Here is a 14,705-nt window from a genome sequence, read left to right as displayed (position 1 = left end):
ATGCATTCTTTTATTTTTACCAATTATTAGATAAAATATACTACTTTTTAATATAATCCTTAATTATGATTTTAATAAATATAAACATGGCTGGAACTCCATAAGCAAGCATTCCTACTTGTTGTAACTGTGCCCCTCCACTAGGAAATATAAGGCTTATGCCTTCTCCAAACATGCTTGCACCTACATATATCATGAGTATTGAAATAAGATCAAATAGGAGGCCCATACTTAACTTTATGCTTGTCTTATAGAACAGGAGCATGACTAGTAAGGACATTGCAAAACCTATTAAGGCACCTATAATTATAGCTAAAGTGCCCTCTGTCATAAGAGGAATAATAAAAATTATTATCTCAAGAGTTTCTCTAAATACTGTTAAAAAGGAAAATATGAATAAACCTAGTCCTGTAAGTTTAATATTATATCTTTCTTCAATTGGTAAATTATAATTTTTCTTCTGCCTTCTCATCCATATAATAAAATACACAACAATGGCAGAGAGAAAAAGCATTAACGAACCATTAAAGAGCTCTTTTGTATATCCGCTTAAGTATGCAGTTTGACTATATAGGAAAAAACTTGCAAGAAAGCTTACAGCAAGGCCACCAAGAACACCAGAATATATATACTTGGTAAGTTCTCTTTTGTCTAGCTTAACAATATAGGTAGTTAGTGCTGTTAAAACTATGAGCATTTCAATGCACTCTCTTAAAGTAATTATACTTACGTTCATCATCTTACATCCCCCCTTTATATTTACTTGATACATTATAATCAGGAGGTATTATTTAGGTGACAAAAAAAGAAAGCATAAGCTTTCCTTTTTAATAATTATTTGTTAATTATCATTCATTTTTATATAAGAATAAGCTGTAATATAAATATGTTACATGAGCTGATTGCTGCAAAAGTACTGGTTATTTTGTAACTGCGCCTGAATTTGGCTTAATATCCTCATAAATATATTTGTGGAGCTGATCAGTTGTGAGCTTTATATCAGTCCCTAAATAATATACATTATTTATCATTAAGTTCTTCCAATTGCCATCTGCAGGGAATCTCTCCTGGTCTATGGTCTTCATTCCTTTGGATAAAATACCTGCACCAAGGGAAACTATTTCACCTTTTGAAATACTTGTTTCAACATAAGGCAAGATTGTGGAAACTAGACTTGGATATTTTGTTATTCCTGCCTCCTGTACTTTAGTAAGCATTTGAGTCAGAACCTTCCTCTGCCTTTCCGTTCTTTCAAAATCATTTCCTATATATCTTATTCTGCTGTAGGCCACAGCCTGTAATCCATTTAAATTAATACTTCCTGAGGAAGTTAGAGGAGTTACTTTTTCTTTTTCAATATTAGTAACTTCCTTCATGTAGCTGTTTATGTAGGGCAGCTCCTCATTTCTCACATCAATAGTAACTCCGCCTAGGATATCAATTATTTTTTCCAGGCTAAAGAAATCCACGGTAACATAATCCTTTATATTAAGATTAAAGTTCTCATTTAAGGTCTTAATTGCCAGCTGCGGTCCCCCGTAGGCATAGGCATGGGTTATTTTAGTCATTCCATGACCCGGTACGTTTACGTAGGTATCTCTCATAATGGAGGAGAGCTTAATTTTATTATGATTATAGTCAATAGAAGCTACTATAATTGAATCAGAACGGCTGGCTTCATCCTTTGATCTTCTATCTAAGCCAAATAAAGCGATGTTTACAACTTCCTGCTTAGGATCTTCCTTTTGAATCTGCTGTACTGCCTCTTCTTTAATTCCAAGGGAATTATTATCCTTTTGAAGCTCTGCACTCTTAATTTTATTTAAGAGTGAATATGAATAGATGCCTATTCCTGCAATTAAGGCTGCAAAGACTATAATAACTGCTATAATTATCTTTTTTCTTTTTCCATTTTTCTTCATTCTATTACTCCTTGTATATCAAATTTATACTAAAAATTATAAGTTTACATTACTTAATTCTAAGTTATGCACACCACTGTAATTTTAAACACACTATTAACTTTATAGCTTGATTATTATTATTTTTAGATAGCTTATATTCTTTAAATTTATATGTATTAAATAATTAATATATAAGCATTATTTTATAGTCTTAATATAATCAGCAATAACCTGACCAAGCTTTTGATAACCCTTTTCATTTAAACTTAAATTATCTATGGTATACAGCTTTAGGTTATCTTCTGTTATGCCGCTTTTATTAAAGGCATCCAAGACTAATATATTATAGGTGCTGCAAACAGCTTTAATACCTTGCACATAATCCTCCATTTTATAGCCTGCAGCATTTGAATTTGGATATACCGGTTCATTCATGAAAGCCCCTCTTTTTAATGGAGTAATGAATACTATATTAGCATCCGGTTTTACCTTCAATATTTCATTTATAACCTTTTTAACGTTTCCATAGAAGGTAGCTTGAGTATCCTTATCCTCAATTGTTCCAAGGGGTGTATTATAAGCATAGTCATTTGTACCTGCAAGAACAGTTATAAGATCTATATCCTTCAATTTTTCTGCTGATATATTTGAAGTTAAATTCTTCATAACTCTATTGGCAGCTGCATCATTTGTTACCATAGCCATGCCAGTCATAGCTTTTACCTTTAATTGATAATTATTTGCTGCAGACATTCCATCACCAAGGGTATACCAATTTTTATTTTTCCATCTGTCATTATCAAAGTTTCCTAAGGCATTAACCCCTTTATAGGTAATATCACTTAAAGCAGGCTTAGAAGCAGGCTCAACAGCAGGTTCAATATTACTTGCCTTACTGCTATCATTTTGAAGGCTATTTTTAGAAACCTCCTTCTGCAAAGCTGTAAGCTCCATAGTTAATTTATTTTGTTTCTTCTGCCCTATGCCAACTACAACTATTAGAGAAGCTGCCAGAATTAAAATTATTGCAAACTTAAAAGCACTATGATTCACTATTTGTTTCATTATTTAAATTGCCCCCTATCCCCTAATTATGTAAAGCGTTAAAAATAGCCTTACCATAAAGATATATGCCTTCAATATCCTAAGAATTATAAAAAAATACCCTGCAGGTAAAATTCAGCCAAAGTTATATTTAATAAAAGAGAAGTGCAGCCACCTTCATTAAATAGGCTTTAAATAAACTTTTTCAGGGTATGTAATTATATTTAATTATTTTCTTAAGCCCCAGAAACTAAATTTCTTCTTGTTTGGCTTTATATCTAAAACATCAACTTCTTTACCTTCAATAATTTTATATTGATTTTCATCCATCCACCCATAAAGCTCTGGATTCTTGTACTTAATTATTTCTAAAGCATCTGCAATCCTTGTAGTTCTGCGCTTATCATCATGGGCGTCGCTGCCTATTAGATGGATCATGTTTCTCTCTACTAAATGCAATGCAAAGGTCTGAATATCCTTGCCATAGATGCCTGTTAAGCTTCCTGCATTTAGCTGTGCAAGGGTTCCTTGTTCTATGAGATTCTTAAGAAGACCCTCATCCTTCATTATTTTAAAGTTTCTTTCTGGATGAGCAATTATAGGCATAGCTCCTTGGAGCCTAAGCTCATAAAACACTTCATCAGTATACATTGGGAACTGCTGCATAGGTAGTTCTATTAAAACATATGGGGTTAAATTAATGCCCCATATCCTTTTTTCGCTGTAATACTTTGGTAGATCAGGGTGCAAATACAATTCAAGGCCTGGAAGAATATTAATAGAAATATTCTTATTCTTAGAAAGGTTTATTATGCTTTCAAGCCTTTCATAGTAATGCTTCTTATTCTGCTCCAATTCCTCTGGTATAAAATGTGAAGTAGCACATATAAATTCCGTGCCTTCCTCAGCTGCGGATTTCAGCATGTCAAAGGACATGTCATAATTTTTAGAGCCATCATCAAGGTAGGGTAGAATGTGACTGTGAAAATCTATCATTAAATTTCACTCCTGTGAACTTTATTTATAATCATAATTATAATAATAATAGGACCTTGAATTATTAGGGATTTTATTAATTACTACTCCTATGAGCTTGCCGCCTACTTTATTTATTAATTCCTTAGCAGTAACTAAAGCCTGTTTTTCAGCTTGTCCAAAGCTAGCTACAAAAACTACGCCATCACAATAAGTAGCTAAAATCTGAGCATCTGTAACAGCTAAGACAGGTGGAGCATCAAATAAAATAACATCAAACTGCCCTTTAAGTTCCTCAATTAAAGCTCTCATTTTTTTACTGCCTAAAAGTTCAGCTGGATTTGGAGGAATAGGCCCGCTGGTTAACACAAAGAAATTGTTAATATTAGTAGTTCTTACTGCCTCAAGAAAGCTTTTTTCTTTAGCTAATAGAGTTGTTAACCCGTCCTGATTGGTTATTCCAAGCTTCTTATGAATAGTAGGTTTTCTAAGATCGCAATCTATTAAAAGTACCTTCTTACCACTTTGAGCCATGGTTATTCCAAGATTAGAAATAACTGTACTCTTGCCTTCTCCAGGTTGTGTGGAGGTAATTACTATAGTTCTTAATTCCTCATCAAGAGAAGAAAATTGTATGTTAGTTCGAAGTGTCCTAAAAGCCTCAGCAGCTTGGGATTTAGGATTCTTTATTGAAATCATATCATTCAGCATACGTTCACCTCATTATTTTTCAACTTCTGTAACAAAAGGGATTGTCCCAATAACCGGAATACCTATAAGCTTTTCCACTTCCTCAGAAGTCTTAATGGTATTATCCAAGTATTCTATTAAAAATACCACTCCTACTGAAACCATTAATCCAAGTAAAAAGGCAATTGCTATATTAAGCTTTGTCTTCGGGCTGTCTGGAGAAACCGGAAGCTGAGCCTTGTCCAATATTCCAACATTATCGGATTTTGTTACATTCTTACTTACATCTTTTAAGGATATTGCTAGTTGATTAGCTATATCCATGGCTTCTTTTGGGTCCTTTGATTTAACAGTTATAGTTAAAAACTCTGTAGTTCCCTGTGGAGCTGCTGTTACCATACTTTGAAGCTGATCAGTGCTTAGCTTTAAATTTAAGTTTTGAATTACATCTTCAGCTACAGTTCTTGATTTAACAAATTCACTATAGGTTTTTACAAGCTGCTGATACATCATAACATCATTGTAGCTCATTGATGGGCTTTTTGAAGCATCTGTACTTGTTTCCTTTTGTATTATAACTGATATATCTGCTTTATAAGTCGGCTTTATTATAAAATAACTTACTATGCCGCTAATTAAAGCAGCAGCTAAAGTAATTACAACAATTAAAGTCCATCTCTTCTTTAAAATATTTAAATACTCAATTAATTCCATTGCCTTCCTCCTAAGCATTCAATATTACATATAACCAACTTTTATTATATAATAAAATTGTCGGATTTTAAAGATTTTTCACATAAAATATGTAAAAATGCAAAAAGGTATCCAATTAGATACCTTTATATAAATAGTTATGCGGTTTTGTTTAAGGCCTTCTTAAACAAGCAGCAATCCATTGAAGGTACATTTCTTATATACAACTTTCCATCAGAAATAAGATAATCATTGTCTGAATAGACTTCAGTAGCTACACCATCAGCCTCTTGAAAATAGGATTGACTTTCTAAATCGCAATAGAATTTTGTACTCTTATTATCAAAATTAAATACTGCTAGATACATGTTTTCAGCTCCTGTCAGGAGTAAACCAAATATCTTGCTTCTTCCTACATAGGGTATAACAGTGAAATTGTTTCCTATATCTAAAGCCATTGTAAGTAGATTTTTATTTGCTAAAAAATTAATATTAGCACCTGTAAGGATAACAGTCATAAGCTCATTAATTTTTTTATTATTAGAGGAGAAGCTTTTATAGCTGTAGGTAATAATTCTTTGCATAAGAAGCTTAAAGAAAAAGTCATAATTTATATAATTATTATCCTTTTTGGTTAATTGGCTAAACAAACCCTTGTGTTCCTCAAATTCAAATATTCTATTTTCTACAGTAACCTTAGAATTTAATAAGCCTAGAGCATAGTCATTAGAGAAAAATCCATTTTTCTCTAATTGGCTCTTAATAAAGGTTAATAACTTATATAATTCATAATGGGCATTAAAAAGCTTATTTTCCTCTATTATGCTTATGTATTGTCCTATGCCATTTATATCTAGTAAATTTACTTTACTAATAACTGCATTAGCATTGGAGAAAACTTTATTTCTTCCTTCTTCAGTGGAGATATCCACTGCATAAAGCTTCTTTTTGTTTACTTTAACATATACGGGCTTATTATCTATTTTTAGGGTGCTGCTATTTACCTTATAAGTATATAAGATGCTATATGCATTTGAATCTTCTAATTTTGCTTTCATATTATTATTACTTCTCAAATCAGTATAAATAAGCATTTTGTCCATGAAGCTATTAAATAGGGAAAAAATATCCTGACCTTCTGCAATATATAGAGAATCCAGCCTAAGCTCTTCCTCAGGCTTTAATTCATACCTTATAAAATTATATACTGCCTCTGCATGAAGCTCATTTTTATTTAATACATTTTCTATAGTATTTTTAGAGTATCTAGAGCCTAAGAAGCCAAAAAATCTACTATTATTATTTTCATTATCTATTAAGGTTTCAAATAGATAGGATTCTATTCTTTCCCCTTCGCTTACTTTATCAATATGTACACTGCTTATCTTTTCATAAACTGTCTTTGGATTTATAACAATATCAGTTTTCTTATAATCCCTAGTTGAAAATAATTCCAGGTTCAATTTATTTAGCACAATACTCTCACTGCCAATATTTTTAATAGCTAACTTTAGTTCCTCATTATTTTTTTCAAAATATAAACTAATGCACTTATTAATTATAGAGCTTGTACTAATTTCCTTTAAATTAACTACAGAAGTAATTAATTCATTATTAACTCCCAATTGGTATTTTATTTCGCCCATCGTCATACCTCGTCAAATTTTAATATAGTTCAACTAAATTATATCAAATCAGCCTATATAAGTTAACTACTACTATTAGCAAATTAGCCCATTAATCAAAAATTGTTTTATTTATTTGTCGAAAATATATAAGTTGTAAAGTTTCTTGAAGTTTATTAGGAACTTAATGTTAAATTTTATTTAGTTATCACAGCCTGTAAATCCATAGCATTTTGTATATCCACATTAGAGAGTATAGCCTGTTTAATATGTGTTTTCTGCTCTTTTGTAAGTGTGTTATAGTACTTTTTAGTTTCTGTAATATCAGCTGAAAAATTATAGGAAGGATTACTAATTGCCTTTTGAACTGCTGTCTCCATCATGGTCATAGCCTTAATTTCCTGTATAGACTTAAGTGAAGAAGCAGCTAAAATCAGTTGACTATTTAATAACTTTAACTTCTTATTATTTTCAGCTTCTGGAGATGATTTTGGTGTACTATTATTTGCATTATTGCTACTACTAACATTACTAGAGCTATTTGTACCACTAGAGGTATTGTTTACAGTATCAATATTTAGCATATTCTTAAATAATTCTGTAACTATATTACTAGAACTATTATTCCAGCCTTTTTGAGTAGTATTTGAATTTTCCTTACTAGTTACAATACTCACTAAGAGCAAATTATCCTTAACAGTAAGTGCGCTTATTTTAAGCGGCAGAATATTTCTAAGCTGAATTTCTCCATTTGTAATACTTAGGCTGCTGCTGCTATATTTTTTTGCTATGGAAAACAAAAGCCCTTTAGGTAAGGGAAGCTTTCCTAGCTTAATTGAAGCTAATTTATAAATATATTTATTATTTTCATAAGAGAGTGTCCCCTTTGTGCTTAAGGTTAAGCTTATCTTATTAATGGTAAATGGAAGGAATAATGAAATATTATTGCCCTCTATATCAGAATAAATTTCCTTTACTTTTAAGGCCCCGCTGCTAAGCTTATTTTTAAAATATAAATTAATTAGTGCGTTTGTATCCTCATTATTAAGCAGGAGCTCTCCATTACCTGATGCAGCTTTAACCTTTTCCAGGGCATCCAAGGCAGAGGATGATTTACTAGGAAACCTTGGAGTACTAAAAATGAAAATTGTTAAAATTGCAATTAGTAAAAAGAAGGCAGATAAGCCTAAAAAAATATAATTTTTCTTTTTCCTCATGATCCTTCTCCTAATTTTAAGTAAAATAATATCCCCTGGAAAATCAGGGGATAAAATAGCTACTTTATTGTAATAACTAAAGTATATTTTTTAACGCTTCCTGAATTATCAGTTAAGGTTAATTGTGCACCATCTAATATAGTCTTTATATTTGAAGTTAGTACTCCATCACTAGGATTGTAGCCTGCTACAGTCATTGCATTAAATATTATGTTACCAAAGTTATCAGCTTTTCCAATTTTATTAACCATGAAATTAACCTTGCTAGAGGTTAGAGCAGCATTCATTAAATCTTGTGACAATACAGCACTGCCTGAATCAACCTTTTGAACTGCTGCTGGAATTACAAATTCAATTTTACCGGTTCCACCTGCAGCGGCAGGCTCAGTTATCACTCCGTTAATAGTTACATTAGCAGCTGTATTCTTTAAGCTAACTGATTTTAGGGCAGGAGCTGCAATCTTACTTACAACCTGAGTTACAATTGAATCAGGAACAACTGCACTTCCCCCAAGTGCTACAACCTTTGTATTTCCCATAATACTTGGATTTATAACATCGGCCAAGGAAGCATCTAGTGCTTTATAAACTAGAACCACTGGTGAAGCTGTTTTTGCAGCTACAGGTGCACCTGTTAAAGCATCAGCAAATTCGTTCCCTTTTGGACCATCTGCATTTGCTACATAAATAGTGTTGTAATTAAGTATGCTCTTAAATTCACTTAAAACAGCAGCATTTGTTCCAAATCTATTTACACCGCCTAATCTTTTTGCATTTGGAAGAGTGTTTTTTACAGAGTCAGTAATAACTCCAATACCGCCAACTACATAAGTTTGTGCTATTGGGTTAGCTTTTACAAAGGATGAAATTTGGCTTGGTATACTGTACTTGTTCGTTAAAAGTATTGGCATACCTAAGTTTGCTGCTATAGATGAAATTGATAAGGCATCAGGGAAATTAGCACCAGGAGCAACTGCTATATTAGTTATAGTTCCTAATTTTGATTTTAGTGCTGCTGCTACAGCTGCTGAGGTTCCAAATCTATCACTTCCGGATAGTCTAGTTATTTTAATACTAAGTGCCTTTAACTGATTTTCAACATTTACTGTTACTACACCAGTTCCACCAACTATAAATACATTTTTAACCTTTAGATCCTTTAGTAAAGTAATTACATCTGGGTCTAGGCCCTTTGGAGCTGTTAAAATTGTTGGAGCATCATAAGCCTTTGCTAACGGTGCAGCACAAAGTGCATCTGGGAAGTTAGTGCCACATGTAATAACAGCATAATCAGAGCTTGTCCAATTTGCTCTTGCAACTGCTATGGCTGTATGATACCTGTCAGCACCGTAAAGCCTTGTACTTTGCGAAGCATCTGCTGCAAATACCTTGTTAACAGGAAGTACTGGACTAAAAACCATACAACTTACAATTGCAGCCGCAATTAATCTTTTTGCATTCCTCATTTATATACCCTTCTTTCTGATTATAAACTTAGTTCCTATATTATAGCATATTTTACATAAAATTAGGAAGAAAAAATGTGGCAGGAGAAACCTCCCCTGCCACAGGTATATTACCAGCTCTTTACTAAAGCATTAGCATCGGAATTTAAGATATCTTTTGCTGCTTTAGAAATGTTATCACTCATAGGAGGATTGTTAAGATGCTTTATGAAATCCTCCATATGCTTCTTAGCTTGATCTAATTTATTATCTTTATAGAAATTTTCAGCTTGCTCTATACTATTATTTAATTGAGGTATTAATGCTCCGGAAAGCTTTCCATTAGTTATATAATCCTTCATCAACCTATTAATGGAATCAAAGCTTGTAGTTACCACAACTGTAATTTTATTAGACTCAGCTGTCACTCCGTCAAATGTAATTGAGGTATAAATATCAGCAGTTCCGGTATTTTTAGCTGTTACTACTCCCTTTTCCACCGAAGCTACTTCTGGATTCGAGGAAGTATAGCTAATCACTGCCTTTGAAAGGTCAAGAGAAGTCCCGTTTAAATAAGCTGCAGTTAAATTTATGCTGGCAGTCTGATTTCTTTCTAAGGAGGTATTGCTTAAGGTCTCATTAACTGCCATGGGATAACTTAAACCAAAACCAGTCTTATAAATATAGGTTTTATTGTTGTAGCCAGCTACTCCATCAGGTATGTCTGTAGGCAGCTTTCCACTTGGATTTATGAGGCCAAAGATAGCTCTTATACCAGATACAAGATTTGGCTGGTTAGCGTATCTGCCGTAGGTAGCTATATAAGCGCCTACATTTGGTATAGACATAATATCATAGGGGTTAACCATGGAAAGTGCTACAAGTGGTACATTTTTACTAGTTGAATTATAGGAAATTACATTCCTCGTAAATTGAGTATAGAAGTTGTAGCCTGGTGTAGTACTATTTGCATCATAACCATAGGTGCCTAAAATTACATAATTTGCGCTGTCTATAGCACTTTTCATAGCTGCCGAAACTGTACTGCTGGTATATGTAAAGGACTTAATAGTAACACCAGTAATATTTCTTGCCTTAAATACTTCCTCCATTGAATTTACCAAAAGAGTAGTTCTGTCAGATAGTGGAGTAAATATTGCAACAGTCTCATTATTTTTCAAGTTAAAGGGCAGCATATTATTATCATTTTTAACTAAAGTAATGGCTCTATTTGAAGCTTCAGTTTCAATTGCCTTATGCTCAGCAGAACCAACTATAGCAAGTGCATCTGAAACCTTCTGGTCAGTTGTTCTGTTGTCTGTGTTGCCCGCTGGATTATAAATACCTCTTTTAATTTTTAAAGCAATAATCCTTTGAGCTGATTCATTTATTCTCGAAACTGAAATTTCGCCATTATTTACTGCATTAATAACTCCCTTAAATACTTTATCAAGATTTCCTATTTCGCTTGTCTTTGTAACTGCAGCAGGCATAAGCAAAATGTCAGTACCCGCCTCTATAGCCATTATTGATGCTTGTACATCCCCGAAGTTTTGTGTAATAGCTCCCATGTTCATGGCATCAGTTGTAATAACACCTTTAAAGCCCATTTCAGTTCTAAGCAAGTCAGTTAATACTTTATGTGAAAGTGTAGCAGGCACATTAACAGTGCTGCCATCTTTAGAAGAAATTACTGTGGAATTATCAACTGCAGGGAATACAACGTGTGCTGTCATAATCATGTCAATTCCATTATTAATTGCAGTCTGGAAAGGTACTAAGTCTAAGTTGTGAACTGTTGCTAAATCGTGTGTTACTACAGGTATTCCAAGGTGAGAATCAGTTGAAGTGTCCCCATGGCCTGGAAAATGCTTTCCTGTAGCACCTACACCAGCATCATGAAGCCCATTTATATAGGCCGTTCCCATTTTAGCAACAAGGTTTGGGTCTCCTCCAAAGGATCTTACACCGATGACAGGATTAAAAGGATTTATATTACAGTCAAGATCCGGTGCAAAATCTACATTTATACCTATAGCTTTCAATTCTTCGCCAGTTGCTTTTCCAACCTTGTAGGCTTCCTGAGGGTCATTGGTAGCCCCTAAAGCCATATTCCCAGGCATAACCGTCCCTTGACCCAGTCTTACAATGGATCCGCCTTCCTGATCGATAGTAGTAATTAATGGGATTTTAGCCCCTGTATTTTGCATGACAGGTGCAGCACTCTGCAGGCCGTCCATAAGTCTTACAGATGCATCTGTGGTTTTAACATTATTTGCAAATAATATTACTCCTCCAAGATGGTACTGCTTAATAATATTTCCAACCTCGTCATTATACACAGTGAAGTCACTGCCATTCCAGGTTCTGAAATCCGGCATAAACATTTGACCAACCTTTTCTTCTAGAGTCATATTTGCAACGATAGCCGCAGCTTCTTCCTCTGGTGTTTGTGCAGCAGCTTTTGTAGTACCATTACCTGAAAACATAGGTTGTACATTTAAGACAAGCATTGAAGCCGAAAGAAGAGCAGTTATAAGTTTTCTTGAATTTTTCCACCTTAACATTTTTAACCTCCAATTAAATTCTTAATTAATTCCTTCAAATATAAATTCATCCTTAGTTATAAAATGTTTTTACCAAGTTGAAGTGCTTGTCCATAAAAAATTGGCATCCCTCCCCTGCTATAATGCATGACATAGGGACGCTTCTCCTGCCACTGCTTTCCAATGTGTCAGGAGAAACGTCCTATGCCACTAATTAAAAAAAGCCAAAAGAAAGTAAATGCTTCCTTTTGGCTTATGCCTTCAATTAAGAAGTAACACACCATAACAAATTTATTATGTTATATTAACTATTATAACATTTATTGTAAACAATGTAAATAAAAACAAATGTGAAATATCAGTATCTTTTCCCATTATTTTTTAGTAACACTTATAAGTAATTCATCATATGTTTAAAGTGCATGCATATAATATATGGTCAGCTGGATGCTTTCAAAATGTGCCGAGAAAATGCTGATTATTTATGTTGGGGGTGGGCTATTAGAAGGAGCTAAACTAACTTTTACACTTAATTCAATATTATTTAGGAGGTGAAAAAATGAAAAAGAAAAGTTTGCTAATTTCACTAGTAACAAGCTTTATGATGATTTTTTCTTTTTCAATTCCAACTTACGCAGATGTGCAAAGTGTACAAAACGGACAGAATGGAACAACCCTTGACGCCAGCGTAACTGCAGCTGCTTCCTGGGAAAGAGTTTTTGATTGGAGCATTAATAAATCTGCTGCTCCAAAGGTATGGAATTTATTTAAAGGAGACTCTGGTACGTCGAAGTATACAATTGATGTAACGAAAGACAACGGAACAGATTCTAAAAAAATTACAGGCATTGTAACTGTAACAAATGGTGGCGCTGTTTCAACTGAAAATCTAGACATTACAGTAAAATTGACAAACCCTAATGGTACAGTACTCTATGAATCTAAGCCTGTTGATGTAAGCTTAAATCCTATTCTTGATCCTGGTGAAACAGGAAACTATAGCTATACAATTGATTATCCTGCTGCAAATCTTAGTCTAACCTACAAGGTTACAGCAGATATTACAATTACTAATCACTCTGGAAGTTTGGGAATCCCAAAAGGACCAAGTCCCAGCAGTGACGGTTTTCAATTTCCATCAAGTCCTGTTTTAGTAAATGATGTTATTCACGTAAAAGATACTAATGGCAGCAGTTGGCCATTCAGCACAAGTGGAAGTGTGTCCTACGATAAAACCTTCACAGCCGCTGACAATGGTACTAACGTAAACACAGCTGCTATAATAGAAACTAGCAAGACTTCATCAGCAAGTGTAACCGTAAATTCCTATGCTCTTGATGTATCAAAGACTGCAAACACAGCATTTACAAGAACCTATAGCTGGAAAATAAATAAAACAGGAGATCAGTCAGAAATTACACTGGCATTAAATGAAATTTTCCCTGTTAATTATAAAGTTACAGTAAGTATGAGTGGATATACAGATAGCAATTGGAAGGCTGCAGGAACTATAAGCGTAAACAATCCTGCTCCTATGGCTGCAGTAATAAACAGTATAAATGATATAGTAGCTCCTGATATTGCAGCTTCAACAGATTTTGGAGTAACTTTCCCTTATACAATTAATGCCGGAGAAACTTTAAAAGGCACCTACAGTGCTGACTTGCCAAATGCATCAGATAGGATTAATACTGCATCAGCAGTACTTCAAAACTATGCTTATGATTCAAATGGCAAAGCATTATCAAATGGTACAACAGCCTTTTCAGGTACAGCCAAGGTAAGCTTTACCAATGCTTCTATAAATCTAGTAGATGAGAATGTTAATGTAACAGACAGCCTTGCTGGAACTTTGGGAACTGTTAATTATAATGATACATTGCCAATAACCTATAGCTATTCAAGGAATGTTGGGCCTTATGCCAGCACCGGAGACTATACAGTAAACAATACTGCAACCTTCATTACAAATGATACTAAAACAACTGGAAGTTCAAGCTGGAATGTTATAATTCACGTTCCAAGCCAAGGTGCAACATTAACTATTGGTTATTGGAAAAACCATGCAGGCTTTGGTCCTCAAAAGGACGAAGTATCACCATACCTTCCAATATGGCTTGGAACAACTAATGGGTCAAAGAGTATTGATGTTACATTAGCTTCCCAAGCAGTAAAGTATCTAGGTATGAACGGAGATGCTTCCAACGGAATAAATAAACTCTACGCTCAGCTTCTTGCTGCAAAACTTAACATTGCAAATGGTGCTGATGGAACTGTTATTAAACAAACAATAGCAGATGCTGACAATTTCCTTGCAACTCATGATAGTTCCAGCTGGAGCAGTCTTTCTAAAACCGATAAAAACCTAGTATTAAATTGGCAATCTACTCTTGATAACTACAATAATGGTAAGATGGGAGTGCCACACGCAGTAGAATAAAAAAAAATAGCCAATGAGAAAATATATTTTCTCATTGGCTATTTTATTACTTACATGTAAAGTGAAAGCTTTCCCTTTATAATTTATTGCTTTTATACTAATTCAACTCATTTGCCTTATAAGATC

The 14,705-nt window shown here is 33.7% G+C and carries 11 protein-coding genes; 1 reads left to right on the top strand and 10 read right to left on the bottom strand.

Annotated elements, in window-relative coordinates; translation table 11 throughout:
- Window positions 1-40: 40 nt before the first annotated feature.
- The 10 genes from ACJDUG_RS04610 to ACJDUG_RS04565 form a co-directional block, all read right to left on the bottom strand.
- Window positions 41-739, bottom strand: a complete 699-nt coding sequence (locus tag ACJDUG_RS04610) for an FTR1 family iron permease (protein ID WP_406768732.1) — start codon at window positions 737-739, stop codon at window positions 41-43.
- Window positions 740-920: 181 nt separating this feature from the next.
- On the bottom strand, window positions 921-1,922 hold the full coding sequence (locus ACJDUG_RS04605) for an LCP family protein (RefSeq protein ID WP_406768731.1): 1,002 nt from the start codon (window positions 1,920-1,922) through the stop codon (window positions 921-923).
- Between the two features lie 180 nt (window positions 1,923-2,102).
- Window positions 2,103-2,969 carry an SGNH/GDSL hydrolase family protein gene (locus ACJDUG_RS04600; protein ID WP_406768730.1) on the bottom strand — a complete coding sequence of 289 codons (867 nt, stop codon included), beginning with the start codon at window positions 2,967-2,969 and terminating at the stop codon, window positions 2,103-2,105.
- Between the two features lie 207 nt (window positions 2,970-3,176).
- On the bottom strand, window positions 3,177-3,944 hold the full coding sequence (locus ACJDUG_RS04595) for a tyrosine-protein phosphatase (RefSeq protein ID WP_406768729.1): 768 nt from the start codon (window positions 3,942-3,944) through the stop codon (window positions 3,177-3,179).
- 21 nt (window positions 3,945-3,965) lie between these two features.
- A complete protein-coding gene (locus ACJDUG_RS04590; protein WP_406768728.1) occupies window positions 3,966-4,634 on the bottom strand; it encodes a CpsD/CapB family tyrosine-protein kinase in 669 nt (222 codons plus the stop codon).
- Between the two features lie 12 nt (window positions 4,635-4,646).
- On the bottom strand, window positions 4,647-5,327 hold the full coding sequence (locus ACJDUG_RS04585) for a YveK family protein (protein ID WP_406768727.1): 681 nt from the start codon (window positions 5,325-5,327) through the stop codon (window positions 4,647-4,649).
- 137 nt (window positions 5,328-5,464) lie between these two features.
- Complete coding sequence (locus ACJDUG_RS04580) at window positions 5,465-6,952, bottom strand: hypothetical protein (protein WP_406768726.1); 1,488 nt, start codon at window positions 6,950-6,952, stop codon at window positions 5,465-5,467.
- Between the two features lie 176 nt (window positions 6,953-7,128).
- Window positions 7,129-8,148: a hypothetical protein gene (locus ACJDUG_RS04575; protein WP_406768725.1), complete on the bottom strand. Its 1,020-nt coding sequence runs from the start codon at window positions 8,146-8,148 to the stop codon at window positions 7,129-7,131.
- Between the two features lie 59 nt (window positions 8,149-8,207).
- The gene (locus ACJDUG_RS04570) at window positions 8,208-9,614 is read right to left on the bottom strand and encodes a cell wall-binding repeat-containing protein (protein WP_406768724.1); all 1,407 of its coding nucleotides are present in this window, start codon (window positions 9,612-9,614) and stop codon (window positions 8,208-8,210) included.
- A gap of 110 nt (window positions 9,615-9,724) precedes the next feature.
- Window positions 9,725-12,160, bottom strand: a complete 2,436-nt coding sequence (locus tag ACJDUG_RS04565) for a glycoside hydrolase family 3 protein (protein ID WP_406768723.1) — start codon at window positions 12,158-12,160, stop codon at window positions 9,725-9,727.
- 538 nt (window positions 12,161-12,698) lie between these two features.
- On the opposite strand from ACJDUG_RS04565, the gene ACJDUG_RS04560 reads away from it, so the two are divergent.
- On the top strand, window positions 12,699-14,579 hold the full coding sequence (locus ACJDUG_RS04560) for a hypothetical protein (protein ID WP_406768722.1): 1,881 nt from the start codon (window positions 12,699-12,701) through the stop codon (window positions 14,577-14,579).
- The last annotated feature ends 126 nt before the right edge of the window (window positions 14,580-14,705 follow it).

Source organism: Candidatus Clostridium stratigraminis (assembly GCF_045310675.1).
Taxonomy (GTDB): domain Bacteria; phylum Bacillota; class Clostridia; order Clostridiales; family Clostridiaceae; genus Clostridium_AT; species Clostridium_AT stratigraminis.
The sequence above is the reverse complement of the archived record's forward strand: the minus strand, read 5'-3'. Positions and strand labels throughout refer to the sequence as shown.